The 26,422-nt window shown below is 64.2% G+C and carries 30 protein-coding genes; 12 read left to right on the top strand and 18 right to left on the bottom strand.

Annotated features, from left to right (window positions below):
• Nucleotide 1 precedes the first annotated feature (1 nt).
• The gene (locus J6595_RS00885; protein WP_209592543.1) at nucleotides 2–1,630 is read left to right on the top strand and encodes an alpha-D-glucose phosphate-specific phosphoglucomutase; all 1,629 of its coding nucleotides are present in this window, start codon (nucleotides 2–4) and stop codon (nucleotides 1,628–1,630) included.
• Nucleotides 1,631–1,949: 319 nt separating this feature from the next.
• Here J6595_RS00885 and J6595_RS00890 read toward each other — a convergent pair whose 3' ends face one another.
• The 4 genes from J6595_RS00890 to J6595_RS00905 all read right to left on the bottom strand — a co-directional run bounded on the left by J6595_RS00890 (nucleotide 1,950) and on the right by J6595_RS00905 (nucleotide 5,621).
• Nucleotides 1,950–3,569, bottom strand: a complete 1,620-nt coding sequence (locus J6595_RS00890; protein ID WP_209592938.1) for a BCCT family transporter — start codon at nucleotides 3,567–3,569, stop codon at nucleotides 1,950–1,952.
• A 420-nt stretch (nucleotides 3,570–3,989) separates the two neighbouring features.
• Complete coding sequence (locus tag J6595_RS00895; protein ID WP_209592544.1) at nucleotides 3,990–4,568, bottom strand: hypothetical protein; 579 nt, start codon at nucleotides 4,566–4,568, stop codon at nucleotides 3,990–3,992.
• 152 nt (nucleotides 4,569–4,720) lie between these two features.
• A complete protein-coding gene (locus J6595_RS00900; RefSeq protein ID WP_209592545.1) occupies nucleotides 4,721–5,200 on the bottom strand; it encodes a DUF2214 domain-containing protein in 480 nt (159 codons plus the stop codon).
• 13 nt (nucleotides 5,201–5,213) lie between these two features.
• Nucleotides 5,214–5,621 carry a DUF6152 family protein gene (locus tag J6595_RS00905; RefSeq protein ID WP_425342112.1) on the bottom strand — a complete coding sequence of 136 codons (408 nt, stop codon included), beginning with the start codon at nucleotides 5,619–5,621 and terminating at the stop codon, nucleotides 5,214–5,216.
• Nucleotides 5,622–6,004: 383 nt separating this feature from the next.
• On the opposite strand from J6595_RS00905, the gene rpsF reads away from it, so the two are divergent.
• The 5 genes from rpsF to J6595_RS00930 all read left to right on the top strand — a co-directional run bounded on the left by rpsF (nucleotide 6,005) and on the right by J6595_RS00930 (nucleotide 10,152).
• The gene (rpsF, locus tag J6595_RS00910) at nucleotides 6,005–6,442 is read left to right on the top strand and encodes a 30S ribosomal protein S6 (RefSeq protein WP_209592546.1); all 438 of its coding nucleotides are present in this window, start codon (nucleotides 6,005–6,007) and stop codon (nucleotides 6,440–6,442) included.
• Between the two features lie 6 nt (nucleotides 6,443–6,448).
• On the top strand, nucleotides 6,449–6,697 hold the full coding sequence (rpsR, locus tag J6595_RS00915; RefSeq protein WP_209592547.1) for a 30S ribosomal protein S18: 249 nt from the start codon (nucleotides 6,449–6,451) through the stop codon (nucleotides 6,695–6,697).
• A 207-nt stretch (nucleotides 6,698–6,904) separates the two neighbouring features.
• Nucleotides 6,905–7,864, top strand: a complete 960-nt coding sequence (locus J6595_RS00920; protein ID WP_209592548.1) for a hypothetical protein — start codon at nucleotides 6,905–6,907, stop codon at nucleotides 7,862–7,864.
• Nucleotides 7,865–7,892: 28 nt separating this feature from the next.
• Nucleotides 7,893–8,498, top strand: a complete 606-nt coding sequence (gene rplI, locus J6595_RS00925) for a 50S ribosomal protein L9 (protein ID WP_209592549.1) — start codon at nucleotides 7,893–7,895, stop codon at nucleotides 8,496–8,498.
• Between the two features lie 364 nt (nucleotides 8,499–8,862).
• Complete coding sequence (locus tag J6595_RS00930; RefSeq protein ID WP_209592550.1) at nucleotides 8,863–10,152, top strand: cyclopropane fatty acid synthase; 1,290 nt, start codon at nucleotides 8,863–8,865, stop codon at nucleotides 10,150–10,152.
• Nucleotides 10,153–10,390: 238 nt separating this feature from the next.
• On the opposite strand, the gene J6595_RS00935 is transcribed toward J6595_RS00930, so the two are convergent.
• The 10 genes from J6595_RS00935 to J6595_RS00980 all read right to left on the bottom strand — a co-directional run bounded on the left by J6595_RS00935 (nucleotide 10,391) and on the right by J6595_RS00980 (nucleotide 18,039).
• On the bottom strand, nucleotides 10,391–10,738 hold the full coding sequence (locus J6595_RS00935; protein ID WP_209592551.1) for a hypothetical protein: 348 nt from the start codon (nucleotides 10,736–10,738) through the stop codon (nucleotides 10,391–10,393).
• Between the two features lie 68 nt (nucleotides 10,739–10,806).
• The gene (locus J6595_RS00940; protein WP_245197517.1) at nucleotides 10,807–11,310 is read right to left on the bottom strand and encodes a chemotaxis protein CheD; all 504 of its coding nucleotides are present in this window, start codon (nucleotides 11,308–11,310) and stop codon (nucleotides 10,807–10,809) included.
• Nucleotides 11,311–11,342: 32 nt separating this feature from the next.
• A complete protein-coding gene (locus J6595_RS00945) occupies nucleotides 11,343–11,732 on the bottom strand; it encodes a response regulator (protein ID WP_134762089.1) in 390 nt (129 codons plus the stop codon).
• Nucleotides 11,733–11,819: 87 nt separating this feature from the next.
• On the bottom strand, nucleotides 11,820–12,845 hold the full coding sequence (locus tag J6595_RS00950) for a protein-glutamate methylesterase/protein-glutamine glutaminase (protein ID WP_209592553.1): 1,026 nt from the start codon (nucleotides 12,843–12,845) through the stop codon (nucleotides 11,820–11,822).
• A gap of 143 nt (nucleotides 12,846–12,988) precedes the next feature.
• Nucleotides 12,989–13,828, bottom strand: coding sequence for a CheR family methyltransferase (locus tag J6595_RS00955; RefSeq protein ID WP_209592554.1), 840 nt, complete (start codon nucleotides 13,826–13,828; stop codon nucleotides 12,989–12,991).
• Nucleotides 13,829–14,008: 180 nt separating this feature from the next.
• Nucleotides 14,009–14,491: a chemotaxis protein CheW gene (locus J6595_RS00960; RefSeq protein WP_209592555.1), complete on the bottom strand. Its 483-nt coding sequence runs from the start codon at nucleotides 14,489–14,491 to the stop codon at nucleotides 14,009–14,011.
• A gap of 5 nt (nucleotides 14,492–14,496) precedes the next feature.
• On the bottom strand, nucleotides 14,497–16,770 hold the full coding sequence (locus tag J6595_RS00965; protein ID WP_209592556.1) for a chemotaxis protein CheA: 2,274 nt from the start codon (nucleotides 16,768–16,770) through the stop codon (nucleotides 14,497–14,499).
• 80 nt (nucleotides 16,771–16,850) lie between these two features.
• Nucleotides 16,851–17,222: a response regulator gene (locus J6595_RS00970; RefSeq protein WP_209592557.1), complete on the bottom strand. Its 372-nt coding sequence runs from the start codon at nucleotides 17,220–17,222 to the stop codon at nucleotides 16,851–16,853.
• On the bottom strand, nucleotides 17,219–17,533 hold the full coding sequence (locus J6595_RS00975) for an STAS domain-containing protein (RefSeq protein WP_209592558.1): 315 nt from the start codon (nucleotides 17,531–17,533) through the stop codon (nucleotides 17,219–17,221). The genes J6595_RS00970 and J6595_RS00975 overlap by 4 nt, the downstream gene beginning before the upstream one ends.
• Nucleotides 17,533–18,039: a hypothetical protein gene (locus J6595_RS00980; protein ID WP_209592559.1), complete on the bottom strand. Its 507-nt coding sequence runs from the start codon at nucleotides 18,037–18,039 to the stop codon at nucleotides 17,533–17,535. Before J6595_RS00980 ends, J6595_RS00975 begins: the two co-directional genes overlap by 1 nt.
• A 423-nt stretch (nucleotides 18,040–18,462) precedes the next feature.
• Between J6595_RS00980 and J6595_RS00985 the strand changes: the two genes are divergently transcribed.
• From J6595_RS00985 to J6595_RS01010, 6 genes are all read left to right on the top strand, one after another.
• A complete protein-coding gene (locus tag J6595_RS00985; RefSeq protein WP_245197518.1) occupies nucleotides 18,463–19,413 on the top strand; it encodes a PfkB family carbohydrate kinase in 951 nt (316 codons plus the stop codon).
• On the top strand, nucleotides 19,410–19,802 hold the full coding sequence (locus J6595_RS00990) for a winged helix-turn-helix domain-containing protein (protein ID WP_209592560.1): 393 nt from the start codon (nucleotides 19,410–19,412) through the stop codon (nucleotides 19,800–19,802). Before J6595_RS00985 ends, J6595_RS00990 begins: the two co-directional genes overlap by 4 nt.
• Nucleotides 19,803–19,865: 63 nt before the next feature.
• Nucleotides 19,866–20,618, top strand: a complete 753-nt coding sequence (modA, locus tag J6595_RS00995; protein ID WP_209592564.1) for a molybdate ABC transporter substrate-binding protein — start codon at nucleotides 19,866–19,868, stop codon at nucleotides 20,616–20,618.
• Nucleotides 20,619–20,630: 12 nt separating this feature from the next.
• Nucleotides 20,631–21,305, top strand: a complete 675-nt coding sequence (gene modB, locus J6595_RS01000; RefSeq protein WP_209592569.1) for a molybdate ABC transporter permease subunit — start codon at nucleotides 20,631–20,633, stop codon at nucleotides 21,303–21,305.
• Nucleotides 21,302–22,447 (top strand): molybdenum ABC transporter ATP-binding protein, encoded by a 1,146-nt coding sequence (gene modC, locus J6595_RS01005; RefSeq protein ID WP_342453058.1) that lies wholly within the window; start codon nucleotides 21,302–21,304, stop codon nucleotides 22,445–22,447. Before modB ends, modC begins: the two co-directional genes overlap by 4 nt.
• A gap of 79 nt (nucleotides 22,448–22,526) precedes the next feature.
• On the top strand, nucleotides 22,527–23,069 hold the full coding sequence (locus tag J6595_RS01010; protein WP_209592571.1) for a cytochrome b: 543 nt from the start codon (nucleotides 22,527–22,529) through the stop codon (nucleotides 23,067–23,069).
• Between the two features lie 91 nt (nucleotides 23,070–23,160).
• Here the strand turns inward: J6595_RS01010 and J6595_RS01015 are convergent, their stop codons facing one another.
• The 4 genes from J6595_RS01015 to J6595_RS01030 are packed head-to-tail and all read right to left on the bottom strand — an operon-like array spanning nucleotide 23,161 to nucleotide 26,406.
• On the bottom strand, nucleotides 23,161–23,970 hold the full coding sequence (locus J6595_RS01015) for a class I SAM-dependent methyltransferase (RefSeq protein WP_209592573.1): 810 nt from the start codon (nucleotides 23,968–23,970) through the stop codon (nucleotides 23,161–23,163).
• A complete protein-coding gene (locus J6595_RS22805) occupies nucleotides 23,967–25,052 on the bottom strand; it encodes a glycosyltransferase family 4 protein (RefSeq protein ID WP_209592574.1) in 1,086 nt (361 codons plus the stop codon). The genes J6595_RS01015 and J6595_RS22805 overlap by 4 nt, the downstream gene beginning before the upstream one ends.
• Entirely contained in the window at nucleotides 25,049–25,447 is a 399-nt protein-coding gene (locus J6595_RS01025; RefSeq protein ID WP_209592576.1) for a 6-pyruvoyl trahydropterin synthase family protein, read from the bottom strand. The genes J6595_RS22805 and J6595_RS01025 overlap by 4 nt, the downstream gene beginning before the upstream one ends.
• Before the next feature lie 29 nt (nucleotides 25,448–25,476).
• Nucleotides 25,477–26,406 (bottom strand): zinc-dependent alcohol dehydrogenase, encoded by a 930-nt coding sequence (locus J6595_RS01030; RefSeq protein WP_245197519.1) that lies wholly within the window; start codon nucleotides 26,404–26,406, stop codon nucleotides 25,477–25,479.
• Nucleotides 26,407–26,422 lie beyond the last annotated feature (16 nt).

A 26,422-nucleotide genomic window follows, 5' to 3' on the forward strand; every position in this document is an offset into this window, starting at 1 on the left:
GATGATCGAGACGATCGCCACCACCCCCTACGACGATCAGAAGCCCGGCACCTCCGGGCTGCGCAAGAAGGTCCCGCATTTTCAGCAGCCGAACTATGCGGCAAACTTCATCCAGTCGATCTTCGATGCGCTGCCGCTCGACGGCGGCGAAACCCTCGTCATTGGCGGCGACGGCCGTTACTACAACCGCGAAGTCATCCTGATGGCGATCCGCATGGCGGCCGGCAACGGCTATGGCCGCGTCGTCGTCGGCAAGGATGGCATCCTCTCGACACCGGCCGCATCCAACCTCATCCGCAAACGCGGCGCATCGGGCGGCATCATCCTTTCGGCAAGCCACAATCCCGGCGGCGCGAAGGGTGATTTCGGCATCAAATACAACGGCTCGAACGGCGGGCCCGCCCCCGAGAGCGTGACGGCCAGGATCTTCGAGAAGTCGAAATCGATCCAGCGCTACCGTGTGTGGACCTCGACCGCGCCGGATATCTCCAAACTCGGCGAGACGACGCTCGGCGACATGGTGGTCGAGGTGATCGATCCCGTCGCCGACTATGCCGAACTGATGGAGAGCCTGTTCGACTTTGCCAAGATCCGCGATCTGATCGCCTCCGGCTTCCGCCTGCGCTTCGACGCGATGCACGCCGTGACGGGGCCCTATGCGACCGAGATCCTGGAGCGACGCCTCGGCGCGCCTCAGGGCAGCGTCGTCAACAATGTGCCGAAGGAGGACTTCGGCGGTGGCCACCCGGACCCGAACGCCGTCCACGCAGCCGAGCTGATCTCCCACCTGATGGCCAACGACGGACCCGATTTCGGCGCCGCATCGGATGGCGACGGCGACCGCAATCTGATCGTCGGCAAGGGCGTCGTCGTTTCTCCGTCGGATTCGCTGGCGGTTCTTGCCGCCAATGCCCCCCTGGCTCCGGCCTATGCCGGGGGTCTTGCCGGCATCGCCCGCTCCATGCCGACCAGCCAGGCCGCCGACCGCGTCGCGCAAAAACGCAAGATCGGCATCTACGAGACACCGACCGGCTGGAAGTTCTTCGGCAATCTCCTCGACGCCGGCAAGGTGACGATCTGCGGCGAGGAATCCGCCGGCACCGGCTCCGACCACGTGCGCGAGAAGGACGGCGTGTGGGCGGTCCTCCTGTGGCTGAACATTTTGGCAGAGCGGCGCGAGAGCGTTCAGGACATCCTGGACAAGCACTGGGCCGAATTCGGCCGCAACTTCTATCAGCGCCACGACTACGAGGAGATCGACGCCAAGGCTGCCAACGGGCTGATGGAATCGCTTCGCGATCGCCTCGCCTCGATGGCCGGCCAGCGCTTCGGCACGCTCGTCGTCTCCGAAGCCGACGACTTTTCCTACAAGGACCCGATCGACGGCTCGGTCTCGACCAGCCAGGGCGTGCGCATCATCTTCTCCGGCGGCTCGCGGATCGTCTATCGCCTGTCAGGCACAGGCACCGCCGGCGCGACGCTGCGCGTCTATATCGAGCGCTTCGAGTCCGACCCGTCGAAACACGCCCTCCCGCCCGAAGAAGCGCTGAAGGAGCTCATCGCGACGGCGGACGTGATCGGCGAGATCAAGAAGCGTACGGGGCGCAGCGAGCCGGACGTGGTGACGTAAGCAGGGCGAAGCCGGGCCGTCAGGCTGCGACGGACAAAGTTCACGCCGCCGCACCATCCCGTTCATTCTTGCCGTTGCAAGACTTCAAGAGCGTCCCGCATCGCGGTTCTTGCTGCGGCACGTGCGATCTTTGGCCGGGCCTCTGACGCTTGTTCCGAATGAGGCGTCATGGCCTGCGAGCGAGTTGGCGGGCCCCGGATTCCATCCCTTGCCTACCCTTCTGCTCGGCAGATTCTGGCGCCCGAAACGGCGCCGGGCGGGACAGACCCCGAAGGATCTGTCCCGCCCGGCTTTGTCTGAAACGGGATGCCCCCCGCTCTTATCCGCCGCTGGCCAGACGCGGCGGGCCTTTCAGCGCGTGCTCGTCGCGGTAGGGGTCCGGCGTGTTGACGTCGGTTTCCTTTTCCGTCTCGTACCACTGGTCCGCCCGGTAGAGCACCAGCTTGTCACGCCCGAGGCCTCTCAACAGCGAGTACATCATGATCAGGAGCACGATGGCGAACGGAAAGCCGGCGACGACCGCTGCCGCCTGAAGCGCCTTGAGACCGCCCGCGACCAGCAGCATCGCCGCGATCGCACCTTCCGTGACGGCCCAGAACAGGCGCTGGATGCGAGGCGGATCAGCGTGACCGCCGGCGGTGAGCATGTCGATTACGAAGCTCGCGCTATCGGACGAGGTGACGAACCACACGACGATCATCACGATGATGATCGCGCCGATCAGCGGCGTTCCGGGGAAGAACTCGATCAGCTTGAAGATCGCGTCGCCATAGCTTTCCTTGGTGGCCTCGATCAGGCCGGGATTGCCGTCGAGCTCCATCTTCACGGCCGTTCCGCCGAAGGCGGTGAACCAGAAGAACAGGATCGTGGTCGGGATCAGCAGGACGCCGAGCAGAAACTCACGGATCGTGCGGCCGCGCGAGATGCGGGCGATGAAGATGCCGACGAAGGGCGACCAGGAAATCCACCAGGCCCAGTAGAACAGCGTCCAGTCCACCTGCCAGTTGGTGCCCGAATAGCTCTCGACCCAGAAGCTCCAGTGGACGAGACCGTTCAGATAGTTGCCGACATTCTCGATGAAGCTGTCGAAGATGAAGAGCGTCGGCCCGACGATCACGACGAAGGCGAGGAGCGCGAAGCTCAGATAGATGTTGAAGCTCGAAATGCGCTTGATGCCGCCGTCGAGACCGAGCATCACCGAGATCGTCGCAAATGCCGTGATGATGGCGATCAGCGCGAGTTGCACGAAGATGTTGTTCGGCAGGCCGAGAAAGGTTTCGAGGCCGGAATTGATCTGCATCACGCCAAGACCGAGCGACGTGACGACGCCGAACATCGTGCCGAAGACGGCGAGGATGTCGACCGCATGCCCCCACGGCCCATAGATGCGCTCGCCGATCAGCGGATAGAGCACCGAGCGGATCGAAAGCGGCAGGCCCTTGCGATAATGGAAATAGGCCAGCGACAGGGCGACGATGCAGTATATGCCCCAGCCATGCAGGCCCCAGTCGAAAAAGGCCAGAACCATGGCCTGTTTGGCCGCCTCGACGCTTTCCGCCTCGCCGACGGGCGGTGCGAAGAAGTGGTAGAGCGGCTCGGCGACGGCCCAGTAGAGCAGGCCGATGCCGATGCCGGCCGAAAACAGCATGGCGATCCATGAGAGCAGGCCGTATTGCGGCGTTTCGGTCTGGGCTCCGAGGCGGATGTCGCCATAGCGCGAGAATGCGATGTAGACGGTGAGGACGAGGGAGAGATTCGTGACGAGGATCAGGAACCAGCCGAAATAGTCGGCGATCCCGGATTGTGCGCCCTGAAACACGGTGTTCGCCGTTTCCGGGAAACCGGCCCCGAAGATCAGGAAACCAAGGATCAACGCTGCCGATATAAGAAATACAGGCCGGCAGACATGGGGAAACGGGCCAAGGCTGCCCGTCTTCACTCCCGTGCCGCCGCCCGACGGCCTGTTCTGCTTTTCATCTATCGTGGTATTGCTCAATGTCCCACCATACTCTCGTTTCCAACAATCACTGCTTGTTAACTGACGCGCTCGTTCGAGGCGTCAAGGCAGCGTTTGTTCGAGAGCATGTCGAAGACGGATGCGGAGCTCTGCAACCGAAACGCTCTGATCGGCGTTAGCGCGTCAGGTGACAGGTGGATGGAGACGACCGTGATCAGAAGTATCTTGAAGGCAATCATCGTCGGGTGGATTGCCAAGAAGTTCCTGGAAAGAGACGAGCAGCCGCGGCGCGGGCCGGGCACGCCCCCGCGTCGGGCCTGAGTGCCTGACAACAGGCGCATCAGAACCGAGCGATAGAGTAACGAGGCGGTCGGCCGGAAGGTCGGCCGCCTTTTCAGCGTTTCAGGCTGATTTTATGCCTGCGCCGATGAAAAAGGGGCCGGTTCTGTGCGATAGTATCTCGACGACGTGCTGGTTTTCGTCCGGACATGTCGATTCCGCCTCGACATACCAGCCACGGGCCGTCCAGTTTCGCCCGGCCGCGATGTCTCCGGCCGCCACCACCGGCTCTGACGAAAGATCTACGGCGTAGAAGTCGAAGCAGTTCTCGCCGCGCCTTGCAACGAGAAAACATCCGCCGCTGATCGCCTCGTCGCGATAGAAGGTGCAGAACCGGTCGTTCCGCACGCTCCAGTCGCCGGCCCAAAGGCCGAGCCGATCCCGATAGGAGAGCGTTCCGCCCTTGGCGTAGGCTTCGGACCATGGCGTGGCATCGGCATAGACACCTTCGAGATTGCGCCCGGAGAGTGCCGAAATCAGTCCGGCATCATCGAGGCTGCCGGCCGGTCCCGCCGCGGCGATCTCTTCGGCCCCCAGGACCGAAGTGAAAAGCAGAAAGGCGAGAAGGCCGACCGCCACGAGGCGGGCATAGTGGAAGATCGCGGATGGCGAAGTCTGTGCCGAGACGCCTTGGGTGCTCATTCTTTTCCTCCCGCTTCTTGTCCGGCACATTGGCAATCTTCGTCTCGCTATTCCAGTGGAAAGCATGTCTGAGGAAGCATTCCGGGCGGCCGCGCCTCGCCGCTTGCGCAAACGAAGCTGCCATGGCGCGCCGTGCAAAGCGAGTTCATGCATCAAGCCAGAAAGGCGATGAACCGGCCGGCGACGATCGCGGCGGTCCATATCCCGAGCGACAGCCCCGCGGATGCGACCAGCCCCGCGGTCGCGATTCCCGTCTCCCGCATTCGCCGGAACGACGGGGTCAGCCGAAGCACGGCGACGTGGCACAGCCCCGCTGCCACAAGAACGAGCTTCAGCCGAAAAGCCGGATTTGCGGCATAGTCGAAAGGCTGGACGGAAAACAGGACGAAGCCGGACAGCAACGCCGCGCAAAGGCCCGCTCCCGCGATCGGCGGAACGAACCGCGTCAGCGGCAGGACGAAGGCCCGCCTCGCCCGCGCCAGAATGGCGAGGTCGAGGACCGCGATGGCGCCGAACAGCGTCGCGAAGCTCAGGATATGAACCGCGTTGACCAGCGGATAGACGATGCGCGACGTCTTCAGCGCCTCGGCAGGCCAGGAACCGGCGATCAGGCCGAGCGCGTCTTCCAGCATCGGGCGGAGCGCCTCAGGCTTGCGGCTTCATGCTCTTCTCGCGGCGCGGATAAACGTCGTAGGTCTTGCCGTTCACGGTGATTGTCTCGGCCTTGAAGCGCTTCTCGTTTGCGTCTTTCGAGCGATGCCCGGTGAAGCTCGCGCGATCGCCGGGCTTTGCGACACCTTCGACGAAGCCGGCGCGTTCGGTGGCATAAGGCGGCGCGAGATCGACGTCCCAGAGGCCGTCGGCGTTCTCGACCTCGAGATGGGCATGCGGGTTTCCGAGCGAGATGGACCTGATTTCCCCAGCCAACCGGCTTTCGGCCGTTTCGGTCCATCCCCACCCGTGATGGGCGGCGGCGCTCAGCGGCACCGCGAGCGACAGGACGAGACCGGCGAACAATGCGGGTGTGGGGTTGAGCTTGAACAAACGAGGCATCGTCGGGCTCCCTCTCCTGGCGCCGGTGATGAGTTGGCGGCAATGCTTGCGCAAAGGTCGCCTCTGTTATTAAGCACGGAGCGCGCGACGCGATCCGTAAAGCTGCCGTGATCGTGGTTTTGACCCGTCTCGGACTTGATTTACCGGCCGAGCCGTTGTATCCGCCGCATCGTCATAGCCCGGTTTTTCAGCTGGGGGCTGAACGGAAGGCTGCCGGTTCGCCGGCTTGACGGCGCGAAAATGTCGCCTGCTTCCCGTGTCTCCGCTCTCGACCGCTCTCGATACCGCCTTTCCGATCCGGCCTCACGGCCACTTTGGGAAGTCGCAGAGGCTTAGCCGCTGGATCGGGCTCAACGATGGAAGATTTGGAAAGGCGTTAGCGAATGGCTCTCTACGAGCACGTATTCCTCTCGCGCCAGGACATCTCGAACCAGCAGGTGGACCAGCTGGTGGAGACGTTCAGGGGCATTCTGGAAAACAATGGCGGCAAGGTTCTCAAGGTCGAGAACTGGGGTCTGAAGACCCTCGCCTATCGTATCCGGAAAAACCGCAAGGCGTATTACACGCTTCTCAACATCGACGCCCCCTCGACGGCCGTCGACGAGATGGAGCGCCTCATGCGCTTCAACGAGGACATCCTGCGCTACATGACGATCCGCGTCGAGGAGCACGAGGAAGGCGCTTCGGCGATGATGCAGAAGCGCGACGATCGTCCGCGCCGTGGCGGCGACCGTGATCGCGGCGACCGCGGTGATCGTGGCCCGCGCCGCGACCGTGACGAAGATCGTCCTCGCCGTCCCCGCGATAACGATTCGGAGTAAGGTCACATGGTCGATATCGCACAGCTTCCCACCCGCCGTCCGTTCCACCGTCGGCGCAAGTCCGATCCGTTCTCCGGCTCCGAGTCGCCGAAGATCGACTACAAGGACGTCCGTCTCCTGCAGCGCTACATCTCCGAGCGCGGCAAGATCGTGCCCTCGCGCATCACGGCCGTCTCGCAGAAGAACCAGCGCGAGCTGGCCCGCGCCATCAAGCGCGCGCGCTTCCTCGGCCTTCTGCCTTACGTCATCAAGTAAGCGGCGCGCCGGCCACAGGCCGGCGTCCTTTGCGCCCGACGGCCGCCAAGGCGGCCGGATCGGAAAACAGAACTGGAGTCGCGCGCGAACCATCGGGCGCGGCATCCGACCATCACACGATCATTGCGGCGCAGGTCGTCGGCGGTGATCGAGTTGGGGCCGCTTGCGGCCTCTAACTGCCGCCAGCGCAGGACAGCGACCCGGACGATGACCTTTTCGAAACTCCTGATAGCCGCGGCAGCGGGCGCAGCAAGCGCATTGCTCTTCGTCGGCCTGGTGTTCCAGTCCGGCTCGGCCGTCACCCTCGCGCTCGCGGCCCCCATTCCGATCTTCATCGCCAGCCTTGGCTGGGGGAGCGTGGCCGGACTCATAGCCGCCATCGTCGCGGCCGGTGTTGTCGTCGCCATCTCCGGCCTCTTTTCCGGCGGCGTCCTTCTGTTCGTTTCCATGTCCCTGCCGGCCGCAATTGCTGGCCATCTCGCCGGCCTCGCCAAGCCCGCTGCAGAACCGGAAACCACCCTGCCTGCGCCTGCCGGTGCACAGCCCGGCCTCGAATGGTATCCGCCGGAGCGTATCCTGTTCGCGATCGCGCTGATGTCCGCCGCCGCCTGCATCGGGCTCGGCTGGTATCTCGGCTACGACGTTGCGACACTCAAGCCCGAAATCATGGATGCCCTGCGCCAGAGCAACAGCACCGGCCAGATCAACGACGTCGAGATCGATGCCGTGGCGAGCCTCCTCCTTTCGCTCGTCCCCCTCGTGCAGCCGGCGATCCTGACGCTGATCCTGGCAGTCGGGCTGTATCTCGGCGCATGGGTCACCCGAGTTTCCGATCGGCTTCCCCGTCCCCGCGACGACCTGCCGACATCGCTGCACCTGCCGCCGATCGCGCTTGCCGTATTTGCCGTGGGCCTTGCCGGCAGCTTTCTCTCGGGGCCGGCCGAGCAAGTTGCGTTGGTTCTGTGCGGGGCTTTTGGCATGGCGTTCACCTTTGTCGGCCTCGCCAGGCTTCATGCTCGCACGCGTGGCCGATCCAACCGGGGGCTGCTGCTCTTCGTTTCCTATGCGGCGATCACGATCCTCTCGTTTCCGCTCTTCGTCTTCACCTGCCTCGGCGTCTACGACACGGTCAGGCGGATGCGCGCGGGTCCACCTCAAACTCCTTGAAACACACGAAAGACAAAGGAACTCCACCATGCAAGTCATCCTCCTCGAGCGTATCGCCCGCCTCGGCCAGATGGGCGAGACCGTCAAGGTCCGCGACGGCTACGCACGCAACTACCTCCTGCCGACCGGCCGGGCGCTTCGCGCCAACGAAGCCAACCGTGCCCGCTTCGAGGCGCAGAAGGCCCAGCTCATCCAGCGCAACGAAGAGCGCAAGGCCGAGGCCAAGGGTGTCGCCGACACGCTGGACGGCCGCTCCTTCATCGTCGTGCGCACCGCCGGCGAAACCGGCCAGCTCTACGGTTCGGTCTCGACCCGCGACATCTCGGAAATTCTTGTTGCCGAAGGCTTCAAGGTCGGCCGCAATCAGGTCGAACTCAACCAGCCGATCAAGAGCATCGGCCTGCACAAGGTCGAGGTGAGCCTGCATCCCGAGGTCGCGGTCATGGTTCAGCTGAACGTCGCGCGTTCGCCGGATGAAGCCGAACGTCAGGCCCGCGGCGAAGACCTCACCTCCGCCGACGCGATCTACGGCGCCGACGAGCCGGACTACGCCCAGGAAGACGAGGAAGACCTCGACGGCGAGGAAGCCGGCGAAGAGGCGGCCGAGCTCGAAGCCGACGATACGACCGCCTGAAAAGATGGCCGGATGACAAATTGATGTCGAAAAATTGAGCCCCGCGACAGCGGGGCTCTTTTCTTATGCATTTTCGCCCTTAGGATTTCCGTTGCACAGTTGAACGAGCAACCAGTACCCGACGGCCGAGTCCAGCCGCCGCGGTCTCTGGAGCACCGGGCGATCACTTGAATGCACTCAGCGGGGACGCGGGTCACGATATGGCTGTGGAGACGACCGACGGACCCCAGGCGGTCCGGCGGCATTTCGACAGGCGCGTGAACCGGGAAGTTGCGGAGTTTTAGGCACTTCGTCTTAGCGACGGTTGTTTTGCATTTCAGGAATATCCCGAGGCTCCGACGGCTCTTGCCAGGAGATCGGCGTTATGAACCGCATTTTGAAATACTATCTCGATCACCTCATCGTCACAGGTGATTTCAGCATCATCGATGCAGACGGAAACCGCCACAACTGGGGTGATGGAACCGGCAAACCGGTGGCCGTCCACTTCCATTCAAGGGCCGTGGAGCGCGCGGTCGCCCTCAATCCCAGCCTGAAATTCGGCGAAGCCTACATGAACGGCGGGTTCGACGTCGTCGAAGGCAGCCTTTACGACGTGCTCGCCTTGATCTTCGAGAACGCCGGCAACCACGCAACCGACCGGGCCTGGATGCGTGTCATCGAGCGCCTGCGGCTGGCCGCCCGCCGGATCATCCAGAACAACACGCCCAAGCGGGCCCGCTCCAACGTCAAGCATCACTACGACCTGTCGGGTGAGCTCTACGATCTGTTCCTCGACGAGGACAGGCAGTATTCCTGCGCCTATTTCGAGCGACCGGACGCGACGCTGGAGGAGGCGCAGCTCGCCAAGAAGCGGCACATCGCAGCCAAGCTCAGCATCGACCGCAAGGACATGCGGGTTCTCGATATCGGCTGCGGCTGGGGCGGCATGGGGCTTTATCTGGCCCGCAATCTCTCGGCCAATGTCGTCGGGGTCACGCTATCCGACGAGCAGCTGGCCGTCGCCTCGCGCCGGGCGAAGGACGAAGGTCTCAGCGATCGCGCGGAATTTCGCCTGCAGGACTACCGCCAGACCGAGGGCCCGTTCGACCGCATCGTTTCGGTCGGGATGTTCGAGCATGTCGGCGTCGGATTTTACGACGAGTACTTTGCCCGCTGCGCCAATATCCTCAAGGGCGACGGCGTCATGCTCCTGCACACGATCGGGCGCTACGACCCGCCAGGCAATACCAATGCCTTCGTCGCCAAATACATCTTTCCGGGCGGTTATATTCCCGCCCTTTCGGAGATCATGGCGGCGAGCGAGCGCCAGGGAATGATCATCACCGATATCGAGGTTCTCAGGATCCACTATGCCGAAACCCTGAGGCACTGGCGCGAGCGGTTCATGTCACGCCGCGAGGAGGCCAAGGCCCTTTACGACGAAGCCTTCTGCAGGATGTGGGAGTTCTATCTGGCCGCATCGGAAACGGCGTTTCGCTGGCAGGATCTCGTGGTGTTCCAGCTCCAGTTCACCAAAAGCCTCGATACGCTGCCGATAACCCGCGGCTACATGAGCGACGAGGAAGAACGACTGCGTCGTCTCGAAGCGCGCACACCGACGGCCGTCCGCGAGGATGCGACCGACGTCAGGGAGTGCGAAGCAGCGGAGTGATCGGGAGCCGCCTGTCGTCCGATCACGCCCTTCCCGGGCATCATAAGCGTGACGATTCTCCAGCCCTTCGGCGCGTGGCAGCGGTCATTCCCGGAGACTGACCATCATAAGAAAAGCCAGCGGCGCATCGCGCCACTGGCTTTCGCATTTGGGGGTCTTTCGAGCCATGCGCCCCTCGGCAAGGCGCATTGCAGCGGGCCGGTTCGGGCGACCCTCGGAAAGCCGCCCCTCGCCCCGTTCATCCAAACAGTTCGAGATCCCCGTCGTCGTCGTTGGCGGCGGTGTCTGCGCCCTCGATCTTGTGCAACCGATGCTTCAGTTCGGCGAGCCGGATCGTGTTCAGCGCAGGACCGATCGTGATCGACCAGCCCTCGACCGTTTCATCGCCGACGGCCGCGACAAAGTTCGACAGATTGTCGAGCACCTGCGTGGTGTGATCGATCCGCTGCACCGCCCGGATGTAGGCGGGATCGTGTGACAGATGTTCGTGGCAGACGAGATTGTGCATCTCCTCGGCGGTGACGGCGAGAGTCCGCAGTTCCTCTGCCAGGGTCTGCAACAGGCTGGAGAGGGGAAGTGTGGTCATGGAAACTCTCGTTGGTCAGGTCTTGCGCGTTGTTGTTTCGCAGTGATGCGAGAAACTTGGGAGGTCGATCAGAACAGGTCGACATCACCAATCGTCTGCGGCGCCCTGACAGGTGCTGCGACCGGGATTTTCGGCATCGCGGTCTCCTCGAAGAAGATCTGGCGGGCCCGGCCGGAATGCGGCCAATACTCGATCCTTCGCCCCCGCATGCCACCAAGCGAACCGCCGAGATAGGTGATGCCCTCGTTCTGCAGGAACCGCTCGGCAAAGGCCGCGTTCTTGGCACCGACGTCGGACAGGCCGTCGACGGTGCGTGCTCCGCCGAACAGCTTGGCCTCCAGATGGCCGCGACGAGCCCCGCGCTGCATCAGACCATTGATCAGCACTTCCATCAGATAAAGCCCGAAGCTTTCCGCACGGCCCGCTTCCGGTCCGCCGCTGCCAGGCAGGAGGAAATGATTCATTCCGCCGACGCCGGCACCGGGATCACGGATACAGGCCGCAACACAGGAGCCGAGCAGCGTGGTGAGGACCGTGTCCTCCCCGCGCTCGATCTTCGCTTCGCCCTGCATGATGTGAATACGATTGGGACGGCCACCAGAAATCATTGCAAGCGCCCCACCACGGCTTCGATGGTCTTCTTCAGGACCGGCACGGTGATCGGCTTGGCGAGGAAGTTGTTCACGCCGAGCTGCGCCGCCTTCATGACGAGCTCACGATCGCCCTTGCTGGTCAGAATGATGAACGGCGTCTTCTGGGTCTTCTTGTAAGACCGAATTGCCTGCAGAAGCTGGATACCGTCCAGTTTCGGCATGTTGAAGTCCGATATGATGATGTGACACGGCGTCGCCATCATCGCCTTCAGGGCCTCTTCACCGTCACAGGCGAAGACGATCTGCTTGATGCCGAGCTGTTCCAACGCGTCGCGGATCAGCATGCGGCTCGTGCGATGATCGTCGACGATCAAGACTTTGAGGTGATCTTTGATGCTCATTGTGTCATTCCTTCCGAGGCCCAGTAGACACTAATTTCATGAACGAAGTCTGTTCTTCGGGCGCGAATTGGTTGATTTATATGACATTTAGCCGCCACTGAAAATTTGCCTTGCAATTCGACCGAGAGGCAATTGACGCTCGACCGCGCCGATTTCGTGGGCGACCCGGGGCATGCCATAAACGAGTGAGCTATCCTCGTCCTGACCCAAAGTCTGGGCGCCAGCCTGGCGCATTTCCAAAAGTCCCTGCGCACCGTCGCGGCCCATCCCGGTCAATATGACGCCGCAGTGCGAGCCGCTGAAGTTCTTGGCGACCGAGCCGAACAGGACATCGACAGACGGCCGGTGCCCGGAGACGGTTTCGCCTTCGATGAGCGAGAGACTCGGGCGCGTACCGGCCTTGACCACCATGTGGCGCCCGCCCCCCGGTGCGAGATAGACATGCCCCGGCAGGAGCTCCTCGCCGCCTTTCGCCTCGAAGACACGGGCCCGCGAGACGCGGTCCAGCCGGGCGGCGAAGGAGCCTGTGAAAGCTGCCGGCAAATGCTGCACGATGACAGTCGGCGGACAATTCGCCGGAAACTCCGCCAGAACCTGCATCAGGGCTTCGACCCCACCCGTCGACGAGCCGATCGCGATCAGGTCTGGCAGTTTCGCCCCGCGGGCCGTCTTAGCGACGGCGCTTCTGCCGCGAGACGGCGCGTTGCGACGTTTTGCCATCCCGCTCTTCGCGCGGGCCGCTTCCTTGATGAGCCCGGGCAGCTCAATGAACATGTTGCCCCGGGCGCTCGGCTTGGCGACGCAATCGAAAGCGCCGATTTCCAGGGCCGCGAGTGTCGCGGCGGCACCCGGTGCGGTCAAATTGGAGACCATGATCACCGGCGTCGGCCGCAGCGTCATGATCTTCTCGAGGAATTCGATGCCGTTCATGTTCGGCATCTCGACGTCGAGCGTCACCACGTCCGGATCGAGCGCCTTCATCTTGTCGCGGGCCTCGAACGGGTTCGCGGCCTCGCCGACGACGACGATCTCCGGATCACGGCTCAGGGCATGTTTGATCAATGCCCGCATGGTGGCGGAGTCATCGACGACGAGAACGCTTGCCGCGCACATTTCACTGTCCTCCCTGCGACACGGAACCAGAGCCGCGCCGCACATACTGCACGTGCGACAAAGATCGCGTGCGTGAACTGTTTCGCCGCGGGTGCAGCTGGTTAAGCCTTGGAGCGATGGCCGGATGACGACGCATCACGGTTTCACCGGATCTTCCGGTAGGACGTGTTGCCCTGAAACTCGACAACCTCGAGCGCAGGCCCGGTGACGCGCTCCGAGTGTCCGATGAACAGGACGCCATGCGGCAAAAGCCGCTCGACGAACCGTTTCCAGACGCGCTCGCGCGTCGGCTGGTCGAAGTAGATCGTCACATTCCGGCAGAAGATCGCGTCGAACTGACCGCGCATCGGCCATTCGCCGTTGAGGTTCAGTTCGCGGAAGGCGACGAGATCGCGCAAGGGATCGGCCACCTCGTAAAGCATCTCCGTCGCCCCGTTGCCGGCGGAACCATCCGAGGCACTCGGCCGAAACCACTTGCGGCGCAGATCCATGGGGATGCTCTCGAGAGCGCTGGCCCCGTAGACGCCCGTGCGGCCGGTGGTGACGACGGTCGGATCGATGTCGCTCGCAAGGATGCGCACGTCATATTCCGCCGCGTTCGGCATCAACGACAGGATGGTCATCGCGATCGAATAGGGCTCGTGGCCGATCGAGCAGCCCGCCGACCAGATGCGCACCCGCCCGCCCCGCTTCGCATCGTCGAGCAGCGGCGGCAGGAGGACGTTGCGCAGATAGTCGAAGTGATGCTGCTCGCGGAAGAAGTGCGTGACGTTGGTGGTCAGCGACGCCAGCATCGTCATCCGCTCGCTGGCATTCGCGCTGTTTTGAACGAGAGCGCAGTAATCCTTGAAGCTCTGCAGACCGAGCGCGCGCAGGCGCTTGGAAAGGCGCGAATAGACAAAGGTCGCCTTGGTGTCGGCGAGATAGATCCCGGCGTCCTCGTAGAGCAACTTCGCGATGGTCGCGAAGTCGCCGTCGGTCATCGGAAACTCGCCGTTGCCATAACGTGCGGTCTGCGAAGCCGCCCTCTGGGACCCGTCTCGTGTCGTAGTTTCACGCCTAGCCGTCACCGACCTTTACTCCTCGATGGCCGGCAGCCAAGCTGCCGCCTCAGACTGTCTGGGAACGGCGCCGCGAATCCGGCGCAATCCCTTCGTTTGGCTTCAGGCGACGTTCTGGTACTGCGGCAGCACGTTGTCCGTCGCGATCAGCGAGATCATACGGCACTCGATCGCCATGACGCCCCTGACGAAGGTCTTGGCGAGGTCGGATGCGAGATCGGGCGTGGGCTGCAGCGATTCATCGGTGATCGTCAGTATATCGGACACCGCATCGACCAGAAGGCCGAAGAGCTGCAGCTCCACCCGCACGACGATGATCACGCTTCTGGCCGTGGGAACCGTGCGGGGAAAGCCGAGCCTTGCGGCGAGATCGACGATCGGAAGCACGGCACCGCGCAGGTTGATGACGCCGTTGACATAGGACGGAGCGTGCGGAAGGGGCGTTGCCTGCGTCCATCCGCGGATTTCGCGCACCGACATGATGTCGACGCAGAATTCCTGCTCGCCAATGCAGAAGGCGATGAGTTCGCGCGCCGACCGCGGGTCAGTGCGATTGTCATTCTGGGGTGGCGCAACTGCCGTCATTTTGCTCACTCCGCTGCGTGCTGCATGCTACCGTTGAAGAAATTGCCCTCCGGCCGCGACGTCGCGACGACTGCGTCGACGTCGAGAATGAGGGCGACGCGGCCATCGCCGAGGATCGTCGCTGCCGCAATCCCCGGAACGCGGCCATAGTTGGCCTCGAGGCTCTTGATCACGACCTGTCGCTGGCCCTGGATCGCATCGACGAGAAGCGCCGAGCGGGCGCCGTTCTCGGCTTCCACCAGGATCGCGACGCCGCCGGTGGCGCTCGCCTGTTCGTAGGAATAGCCGAGCTCGCGAGCCACATCGACGAGCGGCAGGAAGTTGTCCCGGACCTGGACGAGCCGCGCATCGCCGCCGAAGCTCTTCACCTCGCTGGCCTTGGGCTGCAGCGTCTCGATGATCGCCGTCAGCGGGACGACGACGGTCTGGTCGCCGACCGAGACGATCATGCCGTCAAGGACGGCCAGCGTCAGCGGCAGGCTCATGGTGAAGGTCGAGCCCTTGCCGGGCCGCGAGGTGATCGAGACGCGACCGCCCAGCGCCTGGATCGAGCGCTTGACGACGTCCATGCCGACGCCGCGGCCGGAAAGCGAGGAAAGCTTTTCGGCGGTCGAGAAGCCCGGCAGGAAGATCAGATTGTCGATCTCCTCGTCGGACAGGTTCGCTTCGGCCGGAATCAGCCCCTTCTTGATCGCGATGTCCTTGACGCGCGGGCGGTTGATGCCGGCGCCGTCGTCGGAAATCTCGATGACGATCCGGCCGGAGCGATGCATTGCCGCGACGCGCACGACGCCTTCCTCGGTCTTGCCGGCCTCGAGCCGGTCCTCGGGCTTTTCCAGACCGTGGTCGATGGCGTTGCGAATCATGTGGGTCAGCGGATCGGCGAGCCGTTCGATGACGGTCTTGTCGACTTCGGTCCACTCACCCTCGGTGATCAGGCGGACCTGCTTGCCGGAGATGTCGGCCACCTCGCGCACCAGACGCGGCAGGCGCTGAAAGACGGATTTCACCGGCTGCGCGCGAATCGCCATGACCGAGTCCTGGATCTCGCGGGTCAGCTGCTCGAGCTCGTCGAAGCCGACAGCGACATCCGAGGCCCTCGCAAGGCCGGCTTGATAGGCACGCTGCGACAGCATGACCTGGTGGATCACCAGCTCGCCGACGAGGTCGATCAGGCGATCGACGCGCTCGAGATCGACGCGGATCGTCTGCGCGGCGCCGCCGCCGGCGCCATTCTTGCTGTCGCCGCCTGCCTCGGCCTTTGCCGCCGGCGGAGCACTCGGCGCCGCAGCCTTGGCCGGGCTCGCCTTGGGCTGCTCGGGCTCGGGAGCCTTGGCAGGCGCGGCAGGAGCTGCGGCAACGGGCTCCGCCGGAGCCTCGGCCTTTTCCTCCGGCCCTTCCTCGTCGTCGGGCGTCGCCTTGATGCGGGCGAGGATGTCGGCAATGTCCGGATCGTCGCTGTCGTCGCCATCTTCATCAGCGATGGCTTCGATCGTCAGGTCGCTGTCGAACTCGACGAACTCGAAGACTTCCCGGACCTTGTCCTCCGTTTCGGAGGTCGAGAGCTCGATGGTGAAGGTGAGATAGGCGCCTTCGGGATCGATCGCCGTCAGAAGCGGCACTTCGGAGGTGTTGCAGTGAACCTTCGCCTCACCGAGGGCGTAGACGTCGCGCAAAACGCGGTTCGCCTCGTTCGCCTTGGCATACATGCGCGGCGACGGCTTGAAAACGATCTTGTAGGCATTGTCGCCGCCAAGCCCCATCAGATCGCCGAGATCCACCGCCACCGGGGTGAAGTCGAGGTCGCCCATGCCATCGTCATAGACCGGCGAACCCGAGGCGGCGGCGGCACCGGAGCTCGCTTCGGCGGGCGCTGGCGGCTCTTCGCCCTTGGCCAATGCCACGAGCCCCTTGAGCTCGTTGATCAGCGACGCGTTGCGTTCGGCATCGGCCGTACCGCCATCGCGGGCGATGGTGACGAGATCAGCCAGCGCATCCGCCGAACGCAGCATGATCTTGACGACGTGATCGGTCGAATCGAGGCGGCCGGAGCGCATCTCGTCGAGCGTCGTCTCGAAGACGTGCGCGAAATGGACGAGATCGTCCAGGCAGAAAGCGCCCGCGCCGCCCTTGATCGAGTGTACGGCGCGAAAGACAGCGTTGACGGTGTCGGAATCCGCTTCGCCATTCTCGATCGCCAGAAGCCCCGCTTCGAGTTCCGCCAGCTGCTCGGCGCATTCTTCGAAGAAGGTTTGCCGGATTTCGGCCATTGCGTCCATGATCTGTCTCTTTCACCCTCGACCCGGTCTTGTCGTACCGGCTGGTTGCATCGAGTTTATGCGCCGTACGCGGCTGGTTATCAGGCCGCGACGCGGTTGATTGCGTCGACGAGCTTCGTCGGATCGAAGGGCTTGACGATCCAGCCGGTCGCACCGGCGAGGCGAGCGCGCTGCTTCTTCTCAGCGTCGCTTTCCGTCGTCAGAACGAGGATCGGGATCGAGCGGCGGCTGTGGTCGGCGCGGACTTCCTCGATGAACTGGAAACCGTCCTTGCGGGGCATGTTGATGTCGGTGATGATCACGTCGGGCTCGACGTTCATTCCCTGCAGGACCTCGATGCCGTGCTGGCCATCTTCGGCCTGAACGACCGTAAAGCCCGACGAGGCCAGCGTGACCTTCAACATCTCACGCATGGTGCGGGAGTCGTCGATGGTGAGAATCGTGCGTGTCATTGTGCAACTTCCTTTTCGAGAATGGCCTGAGGCGTGAGGCCAAGGACCTGAAGGCCGGAGGTGAAGGAATCAGAGGGTTCGGCGATGCTGAAGGAGGCCATTTCGTCCTTCCAGGTCGCGGCGGCCGCGATCAGGATCTGGACGCACTGGGTGCCAAGGCGCTCGACCTTCGAGGCGTCGATGACGAGGTTCTGCCCGCGCAGCGCCATCAGCTTCTCTGCGAGCGGCGTTGCAGCCTTGAGATCGAGCACTTCGGGAAGGGCGAAGACGGTGCCTTCGGCGGAAGTTGCCTTGGTGGATTTGCGTGGCATCAAAATTCCTTCCAGCTGACGGCGGAGACGTCTTTGGCATAATCGGGCGCTGCTCCGCCGGATCCGGTTCGTTTCATCTGAGGCAGGGCCCGCGCCGGTTTTGCGGGGGCCATTCTCGCAGCAGACCTCGTTGTTGTTCGTGGGGCCGCACAACGTGCGAAAGGTTCGTTGAAGCGGACGATCGATACGGCGCGTTCGTCGGTCCTTGTGGACTGCGCTGCCAGCCGGTCGCGCCCGATCGCCGGGATCTCGACGGCCTTGTCGCCCGGGGCCAGCCTGCGCATCGCCGCAGTCATGAGGCCAACGCGACGCGCAAAGCCGCGCGACAGGGCAACCGCGAAACCGATGGCGGCCAGAACGCAAGAGACGACGCCGACGAGGATCGTGCCACGCGCCAGCGCAAAGCGCGCCGAGACGTCGTCCTGCGTGACCGCAATGTGCTCGTCCTTGGCACCCGCGAAAGCATCGGCCTTGTCGAGGCTCCACCAGATGGAAGCTCTCGCCACAAGCGCAAAGAACGCCAGTGCGCAAAACGATAACGTCAGCTTTACAGATATCCTTGCATTCTTCATGTGACGTCGTGCTCTAATGTTTTTCATGCCTGTCGGCGATGAATGAGCCGCAAACTAGCGGGAAGCTCCTAAGCAATGGTTTAACCGGGGGCGATACCCGCAAAAACCATACGCGCCGCGCCAGCTACTTTCGGGCAATCAGATATACTTATTTGTTAACCTGACGTTTTTACCCATCACCCATCGCAACCTTAAGCTTCAATTCGCATCCCGATCCGTATCCCGTTTGCGTCAATTCCCTGGCAAGACAGAAAACCGATGCTCGTGTGCGAGGCTTGCGGCCTTGGCTCTTGAGGAGCGCACGCGAATGCGGGACAAGCATCCCATGACTGGCTGGAACAGGGATGTCGCAAGGCGATGGCTCGAACGACGGATCAAGAACCCATCGTATTCGTCTTCGGATCGGTGAACATCGACCTCGTTTGCCGGGTTGCGGCGATCGCCCGTCCAGGGGAAACCGTACTCTCGACGCGATACGAGCAGCTCTTCGGCGGCAAAGGCGCCAACCAGGCGGTCGCCGCGGCGCGCGCATCGTCCGTACCCGTCGTCTTCGCCGGCGCTGTCGGTAAGGACGAGCTCGGCCGGGCGGCGCGCGAGCAGCTGATGGCCGAAGGCATCGAGACCGACAATCTCGCCGATGGCAGCGAGCGGACCGGTTGCGCCTTCATTTCGATCGATGCGCATGGCGAGAACGCCATCACGGTGGCCAGCGGGGCCAATCTCGAGGCCCGGGCCGAAGCGATCGACGCCGCCCTCTTTCGCCCCGCTGCCGTGCTCGTCCTGCAGATGGAGATCCCGCTCGCCGAGATCGTCGCGGCGGCGGAGCGGATGCGAGCGGCCGGTGGACGGGTCGTCGTCAATCTCGCTCCAGTTCCCGAAGATCTCTCGCAACGAGATCTGGCGCGAATTCTTGCCGCGAGCGATATCCTCGTCGTCAATGAAGGTGAACTGGCCGCAGCGGCGAAACTGGCGGGGATCGGCGCGCAGACGATCCCCGAGACGGCCGTAGCACTGGCACAGCATTACAATGTCGTGGTCATCGCGACACTTGGCGCAGACGGCGTCCTGATCGCCGAAGGCATGGGCGAACCGCAACGGCTGTCGGCCCTGCCCGTCGAGGTCGTCGACACCACCGGCGCCGGCGACACCTTCGTCGGCGTTTTCGCCAGCGCCCTTGCAGGCGGCATGGCGACAGCGCAGGCCGCGCGCCGCGGCGCCGCGGCAGCGTCCCTTGCCTGCCGCAAGATGGGCGCCCAAACGGCCATGCCGACTGCCGCGGAGATCGACGCGGCGCTGGCCGGGGCATGACGCCTGCCTCTCCCGGCGCCGTCGCCCATCTCAGGCTCAGCCTCAGCGACGAACTGAGCATCGGGCCGGGCAAGGCTCGGCTCCTGGAAGCGATCGAGGAAACCGGCTCGATCGCCGCGGCCGGCCGCCAACTTGCCATGAGCTACAAGCGCGCCTGGACCCTGGTCGAGGAGCTGAACCGGGCCTTTCGCGAGCCGCTGGTGACATCCGCGCGCGGCGGCAGCACCGGCGGAGGCGCCAGCCTGACACCGACCGGGCGGATGGTGCTCGCCACCTATCGAAGGATCGAAGCGCGCGCCGAAGCGGCCGTCGCCGGCGACATCGCCGCGCTGCGATCGCTGCTCGCGCAGGCATCCTGCGAGACAGGCGAGGATGGCGTAGAAAAATGAGACGCTCCGGACTTGCTGTCGCAAAACAAGCGATATGTTCATAGAAACATATCGGAGATCCTCATGAGCCGCGCCGCCGTCCTCCCTCTCGCAGCACTCCTTGTCGCCATCTGCCTTTCAGGCCCGGCCAGGGCCGGCACGACGGTCGTCGCGGTCGCGGCCAATTTCACCGAACCGGCCAAGGAAATCGCCGAGGCCTTCACGAAAGAGACCGGCGACGACGTCGAGCTGAGCTTCGGCTCGACTGGCGCTCTCTATGCGCAGATCGGCCAGGGAGCCCCCTACGAGGTGTTGCTGGCGGCAGACGACGAGCGCCCGCGCCGTGCCGTGGCCGAAGGTCTCGCAGTCAAGGGAAGCCAGTTTACTTACGCAATCGGCACGCTCGCCCTGTTCAGTCCCGATCCGAACCGCGTGACCGGGCCCAAGACCCTTGAGGCGGGAGCCTTCCAGCGCCTTGCCATCGCCAATCCGAAGACCGCGCCATACGGCGTCGCCGCGGTCGAGACGATGAAGGCGCTCGGTCTTTATGACAGGCTGAGCGACAAGATCGTCCAGGGCAACAGCATCGCCCAGACCTATCAGTTCGTCTCCACCGGCAACGCCGAACTCGGCTTCGTCGCCCTCTCGCAGATCGCCGGCAACACCAAAGGCTCGCGCTGGGTCGTTCCGGAGGAGGATCACGCGCCGATCCGCCAGGATGCGGTGCTGCTTTCGCCAGGAGACGGCAACAAGGCCGCCAGACTGTTTCTCGACTTCCTGAAAGGCCCGCAGGCGAAAAAGATCATCGAAAAGTTCGGATACCGAACGGGTGAGTAGGGTAACGCGCGGATGACGATTGACTTCGGCGACATTGTCTCGGCCCTCGTCCTCACTTTGGAACTTGCCAGCGTGACGACCCTCGTCCTTCTCGCCATCGGCACACCGCTCGCCTGGTGGCTTGCCCGCTCCAATACGCTCGCCTCCGACATCGTCGCCACCCTCGTCGCGCTGCCGCTGGTCCTGCCGCCGACGGTTCTGGGCTTTTATCTTCTGATCGCGCTCGGGCCGGCCGGTCTTGGCAGTCTCGTCGGCGTCAGATCTCTCGCCTTCTCCTTCGAAGGGCTCGTCGCCGGCTCCGTCGTCTATTCCCTCCCCTTCGTCGTCCAGCCGATCCGCAATGCCTTTCAGGCGATCGGCGAGCGTCCGCTTGAGGTCGCGGCGACCTTGCGCGCCTCGCCGCTCGACCGCTTCTTCACCGTCGCCGTCCCCCTTGCCCGCAACGGCTTTCTCACCGGCGCAGTGCTCGGCTTTGCCCACACCGTCGGAGAATTCGGCGTCGTCCTGATGATCGGCGGCAACATTCCCGGAGAGACACGCGTCCTGTCGATCGCCATCTTCGACTATGTCGAACAGCTGCGCTTCGCCGAGGCTCACCTCGTTGCCGGCGGTATGCTCATATTCTCATTCCTCGTCATTCTCGCCATGTCGCGGATCGGTCGACGCTTCGGAGAAACGCTCCCGTGAGCGGTGGCGTGGGCAATCCGGCAGACGGCGACCGCGACCGCCGCCCTGGGCGCGAGGGGCTCGACATCGCGCTTTGCGGGATGCGCGGAAGCTTTTGGATCGAGGCCGCCTTCTCGGCGCCGGCGCGCGGCGTCACCGCTCTTTTCGGCCCGTCAGGCTCCGGCAAGACGTCGATCCTTCGGGCAATCGCCGGCCTCGAGCGCCTCGAAGGCCACGTGCGGGCCGGCGAAACAATCTGGCAGGACGAAGGTCGCTTCGTTGCGACGCACCGCCGGGCGGTCGGCTACGTCTTCCAGGAGGCGAGCCTCTTTGCCCATCTCGGCGTCGAGGAAAACCTTCTTTACGGCGCGCGGCGCAGCCCCGGCGGCGTCGATGCCGCAATGCGGCGCGAAGTGGCCGATCTCCTCGGTCTCGATCACCTGAAGTCCCGCTCCGTCGCCGATCTGTCGGGAGGCGAACGCCAACGGGTCGCGATCGGCCGGGCGATCCTGTCGCGGCCTCGGGTGATGTTGATGGACGAGCCGCTTTCCGGGCTGGATAACAGGGCAAAAGGCGAAATACTGCCTTTCATCGAGCGGCTGGCCGGCGCGCTCGACCTGCCGATCCTCTATGTCAGCCACGACATCGCGGAGATCGAGCGGCTGGCCGACCGGATCGTCCTCGTCGAAGCGGGCCGGGTCCGTGCGAGCGGTCCGCTCAATCAGGCCCTCACCGACATCGGGCTCGGCTTCGTGCGCCATCCCCATGCGGCCTCGGTCCTGACGGCCAGGGTCACCGCCTTTTCGCCCGAAGACGGACTGGCCGAACTTGATCTTTGCGGCCAGAGCGTTTTCGTCGACGGCAGCGGACCGCAGGAGATTGGCCTCGAGCGGCGCCTGAGGATCGAGGCGAGCGACGTCAGCCTCTCGCGCGGCCCCCTCGCCCAATCGACCATCCTGAATACGCTTCGTGTCGAAATCGTCGCGATCGAGCCCGCCGGGCGCGCCAACCTCGCCATTCTCCTCGCCCTCGAGGGCACGGGCGACTTCACATTCATGGCGAAAGTCACCCGTCGATCGGCCGAACGCCTCGCTCTTTGCCCTGGCGATCGACTGTTCGCCCAGATCAAATCGGTCTCCCTTGCGACCTCTCCCGTGCCGTAAGGGAAATGAATGTCTTCTACCGGAACGAAATACCGGTTATGGCCGAACGATGAACAGCGCAGCGGGAAAGCTCATCGCCATGACCATGGAACACCAGGCCCTCGTCTCGGACGTGGAAACCTACCACCCCCTTGCAAGGGTCGCGCATTGGGTCGTTGCGCTCCTCGTTCTCGTCGTGTGGCCGGTCGGCTTCGTCATCGAGTTCATCAAGGACGACGCGAAGACGCCCTTCTACTTCATCCACGAATCGCTGGGGTTCCTGATCCTGTGGCTGATGCTCGCCCGGCTGGCCGTCCGGCTGATTCATACCCCGCCTCCCGAGCCGGAGATGCCGGTCCTGCAGAAGCGCCTCGCGGCGACCGTTCACTTTCTGCTCTATGCCGCCTTGATCGCACAGCCCATCGTCGGCTTTCTGGCGACCAACGCCTTCGGCTTCCCGCTCGACTGGTTCGGTCTCGTCACCGTGTGGAGCCCGATCGGCAAATCGGACCTCGCCCCCACCCTAATGGGCATCCACGCCTTCCTCGGCTGGTCGATCCTCGTCCTGTTCTGTCTACATTTCGCCGGCGTCCTACAACACCACGTTCTGCGCCGGGACAAGACGCTCCATCGCATGCTGTAGGCCGCCCAAGGCACTTCGGCAGGGCCGCGGCCTTCTCTTTAGTCACCTCTGAGAGAGGGCCGGCTTTTGGTCTGAGCCGCCCTCTTCTGGCTCAGCCCGGAATTGCCAGAAGGTCGAGATGGCCGACGGTCGCGCGGCCATCGGCGCAGTTGGCAATGCGCATCTTTCGCCAGTCATCCAGTTCGGCCGCATCGAGAACGCCCAGTTCCGCGACGGCTGCGGCGACACCTTCGATATGCGCAATCGCAAGCTCGCGATCGCGTCCTTCGAGCTGCCATGGGCTGTCGGCCAGCATGACGTCATAGCCCCGCGCTTGCAGCGCTTCGGCCAGCGCGCGAGCGGCCGCCGGGCCGAGCGAGGCGCCGCTGCCGAGGCCCTTCGGCCGCAACTGATGGCGATTGAACCCGGCGACGACGATCCCGTCCAGCGAATGGGCCGGCGAGAACGTCGTCGAACCGTCGTAATTCAGCACGGCATAAAGCGCCGTTCCCTCTTTCGCGAGCCGATCGACGAGTGCGGCGACAAAGTCGCGCGAGGCGAGATCGAACAGCGCTGAGGCCGTGACGAGACGGGCGCCGTCGAGCGGAATGTCCGCGACATCCGACAGGTCGACGCGGCAGGGTTCGGCCTTCGCTCCGAGCCCGGACGCTCGCTCCATCGCTGCGCCAAGAAGCGCTGGATCGTCGTCGATCAGGCGCCAGTGGCAGACCTGCGCGTTTGCGGGCGACGCCTCGTCGAAGGCTGCGAGGGTGGCGCCGGCTCCGCAGCCGAGATCCACGAGCGTGGCGGTGCCTTGCGCATCCCTTACCCATTCGAGCGCCCGGCGCATCAGCCCGGGGTCGCGGGCACGCTGATCGGCCGGCTCCCGCAGGGCGAGCCAGGTCTCTGCAAATCCGCTCAAACCATCTCTCCAACCTCAAGAAGCGCCCCGGCGACGATCGTCGCGGCATCACGCCAGGAAGGCAGTTTTCGCCCGGCATCAAGGGCCGCCCGCGCCGCCGTCTGCCTCGCCTCACCATCGGTCAGCAGCTCTCGCAAAGCCTCTCCCAGCCCCGTCGCATCGCCCGGCTCGAAGCGACGCCCGGCGCTCGCCGGGACGAGGTCGCGCGGGGCGCCCTCGGCGCAGAAAACGATCGGCAGGCCATATGCCATCGCTTCGGCGAAGACCATGCCATAGCCCTCATAGCGGCTGGCGAGAACGAACAGATCGGCCGTCGCATATTCCGCGGAGACATCGGGAAGAGCGCCCACGAGTTCGATCCGATCGGTAAGGTCCAGCTCCCTGACCTGCTGCGCCAAAGCATTGACGGTTCGCTCGTCCGCGGTTTTCGATCCGACAAGCCGGCACCGCCAGTCGAGATCGGCGACAGCCTTCAGGCCTTCGACGAGCGTCGCATGGTCCTTGCGCGGGATCAAAGTCCCGATCGACAGGATCGTCGGCGGCTCTGCAACCGGATCTGGCCGGTCGTGACCGCCAATACGACCGCGTTGGCCTGTCGGCTGGTCGGTGCCGGGCGGCGCCACTGTCAGGCGCTCCATCGGCACGGCGAAGGTGGCAGCCACGGTCCCGGCCGTCGCCGGACTGGTGACGACGACCGAGCGGGCGGCACTAAGCGCCTCTCGCTCGCTCGCCTCCAGTTCCCGTCGCAGCGCCGCGTCGAGCCCGGTTTCAAGACAAAGCGGATGGTGCAGGAGAGCGACGAGCCGCAACCGATCCGCTTCCCGCGCCGCGATCTGCGGCATCGCCCCGAAGGCGAGGCCATCGACGAGAACCAGGGCCCCGTTCGCAAGCCCCGCAAAGGCAGCCGCGGTGCGATCGAGCTCCGCCGCCGTCGGCTGCGGAAACCCGCCCGGCAGGGACAGAATCTCGACCTGCCACCCACTCGACCGCAATTCGGCGATCAGCCGCCGATCGTAACCGTAGCCGCCACTCGGAGTGTCGATGTCGCCCGGGATCGCGAAGACGACCCGGCGTCCACTCACAACGCCCCCTCGAACCAGGCCCGGGCGACATGGGATTCGCCGAGGCAGACCTTGAGACGACCGATCTGGCCGCCGCCTTCGCCCAACGCCCCGTCCGCGATCTTCTCGGCCAGGCGATCGAACAGATATTTGGCCAGAAACTCCGTCGTCGTGACCTTGCCGCGAAAATCCTCGATCTCATCGAGGTTCTTGTAGTTCAGCGGCTCGAGCACGGATTTGAGCAGCGCGCTTGCCAGGCCGATATCCACGGCCAGCCCGTCGTCATCGAGCTCCTCGGCGAAGAAGGCGACATCGACCACATAGGTCGCGCCATGCATGGCTTGCGCCGGCCCGAAGACCGGGCGGGGCAGGCTGTGGGCAATCATCATGTGGTCCCGGACCTCGACGGCAAACATCGGCGGCTTCCTTTGCTCAGTTGGTCTCGTCAGTCATACCGGATGCGATGGCAGAGGGTGGCCGGATCTGCAAGGATGTCGATGTAGCGGGAATCAAGCTCGCCGAAACCGGTCTCGCCGGTCACCAGCCTGTCGAGCCGCTCGTCGGCAAGAAGGCGCATGGCCGCCTCGAGCCGCCGGCGATGGCTCCAGCGGACGGCCCGGCCGGCCGGCAGGCTGCCGACCTGCGAGCCGACGATCGACAGCCGCCGGCTATGGAAAGCCCCGCCCAGGGGCACGTTCGGCGCCCGCTGCCCATACCAGCTGGCCTCGACGATCCGCGCCTCGAGACCAGCGGCCTCGATCGCGCTCGCAAGCCCCGCTTCGCTCGCCGAGGCATGAACCACCACGTCGCAGTCGTGCGGCAACTCCGCCGGGGTCGTAAAATCGAGACCGAGCGCGTGCGCCACTTCCGCGCGATCGCGATTGACGTCGACGACGGTGGTCCGTGTCGCCGGGATCCGCGCCGCGATGAACGCCACGAGAAGACCGACGACGCCCCCGCCGATGATCGCCACGTCGTCTCCCGGCAGAATGCCGGCGTCCCAGACGACGTTGAGCGCCGTTTCCATGTTCGCGGCCAGAACCGTGCGCTCGGGCGGGACGTCCGAAGAAAGTCGGACCGCCGCCTCGCCGGGTAAGACGAAGCGATCCTGATGCGGATAGAGACAGAACACCCATTCGCCGAACCGCGCGTCGTCCCCTCCGACGATTTGGCCGACCGTGGCGTAGCCATATTTCACCGGGAACGGGAACTCGCCCGCCTGAAACGGCGCCCGCATCCGCGACCACTCGCTTTCAGGAACGGCGCCCGCCGCAACCAGGGCTTCCGTCCCGCGACTGATCGCCCCGAACTTTGCCGCGACCAGAACCTCGCCCGGGCCCGGCTCACCCAGCGTCTCGGATCTGAATTTGGCCAAGTTCTCGGCGACGAGC

Origin of the sequence: Jiella mangrovi (assembly GCF_017815135.1) — a bacterium.
Lineage (GTDB): Bacteria > Pseudomonadota > Alphaproteobacteria > Rhizobiales > Rhizobiaceae > Jiella > Jiella mangrovi.

Coding starts and splice junctions, on each gene's coding strand:
- J6595_RS00885 (WP_209592543.1), top strand. CDS start 2: ATGATCGAGACGATCGCCACCACCCCCTACGACGATCAGAAGCCCGGC.
- J6595_RS00895 (WP_209592544.1), bottom strand. CDS start 4,568: ATGAGCACCCAAGGCGTCTCGGCACAGACTTCGCCATCCGCGATCTTC.
- J6595_RS00900 (WP_209592545.1), bottom strand. CDS start 5,200: ATGCTGGAAGACGCGCTCGGCCTGATCGCCGGTTCCTGGCCTGCCGAG.
- J6595_RS00905 (WP_425342112.1), bottom strand. CDS start 5,621: ATGCCTCGTTTGTTCAAGCTCAACCCCACACCCGCATTGTTCGCCGGT.
- rpsF (WP_209592546.1), top strand. CDS start 6,005: ATGGCTCTCTACGAGCACGTATTCCTCTCGCGCCAGGACATCTCGAAC.
- rpsR (WP_209592547.1), top strand. CDS start 6,449: ATGGTCGATATCGCACAGCTTCCCACCCGCCGTCCGTTCCACCGTCGG.
- J6595_RS00920 (WP_209592548.1), top strand. CDS start 6,905: ATGACCTTTTCGAAACTCCTGATAGCCGCGGCAGCGGGCGCAGCAAGC.
- rplI (WP_209592549.1), top strand. CDS start 7,893: ATGCAAGTCATCCTCCTCGAGCGTATCGCCCGCCTCGGCCAGATGGGC.
- J6595_RS00930 (WP_209592550.1), top strand. CDS start 8,863: ATGAACCGCATTTTGAAATACTATCTCGATCACCTCATCGTCACAGGT.
- J6595_RS00935 (WP_209592551.1), bottom strand. CDS start 10,738: ATGACCACACTTCCCCTCTCCAGCCTGTTGCAGACCCTGGCAGAGGAA.
- J6595_RS00940 (WP_245197517.1), bottom strand. CDS start 11,310: ATGCAGGGCGAAGCGAAGATCGAGCGCGGGGAGGACACGGTCCTCACC.
- J6595_RS00945 (WP_134762089.1), bottom strand. CDS start 11,732: ATGAGCATCAAAGATCACCTCAAAGTCTTGATCGTCGACGATCATCGC.
- J6595_RS00950 (WP_209592553.1), bottom strand. CDS start 12,845: ATGTGCGCGGCAAGCGTTCTCGTCGTCGATGACTCCGCCACCATGCGG.
- J6595_RS00955 (WP_209592554.1), bottom strand. CDS start 13,828: ATGACCGACGGCGACTTCGCGACCATCGCGAAGTTGCTCTACGAGGAC.
- J6595_RS00960 (WP_209592555.1), bottom strand. CDS start 14,491: ATGACGGCAGTTGCGCCACCCCAGAATGACAATCGCACTGACCCGCGG.
- J6595_RS00965 (WP_209592556.1), bottom strand. CDS start 16,770: ATGGACGCAATGGCCGAAATCCGGCAAACCTTCTTCGAAGAATGCGCC.
- J6595_RS00970 (WP_209592557.1), bottom strand. CDS start 17,222: ATGACACGCACGATTCTCACCATCGACGACTCCCGCACCATGCGTGAG.
- J6595_RS00975 (WP_209592558.1), bottom strand. CDS start 17,533: ATGCCACGCAAATCCACCAAGGCAACTTCCGCCGAAGGCACCGTCTTC.
- J6595_RS00985 (WP_245197518.1), top strand. CDS start 18,463: ATGGCTCGAACGACGGATCAAGAACCCATCGTATTCGTCTTCGGATCG.
- J6595_RS00990 (WP_209592560.1), top strand. CDS start 19,410: ATGACGCCTGCCTCTCCCGGCGCCGTCGCCCATCTCAGGCTCAGCCTC.
- modA (WP_209592564.1), top strand. CDS start 19,866: ATGAGCCGCGCCGCCGTCCTCCCTCTCGCAGCACTCCTTGTCGCCATC.
- modB (WP_209592569.1), top strand. CDS start 20,631: ATGACGATTGACTTCGGCGACATTGTCTCGGCCCTCGTCCTCACTTTG.
- J6595_RS01010 (WP_209592571.1), top strand. CDS start 22,527: ATGACCATGGAACACCAGGCCCTCGTCTCGGACGTGGAAACCTACCAC.
- J6595_RS01025 (WP_209592576.1), bottom strand. CDS start 25,447: ATGTTTGCCGTCGAGGTCCGGGACCACATGATGATTGCCCACAGCCTG.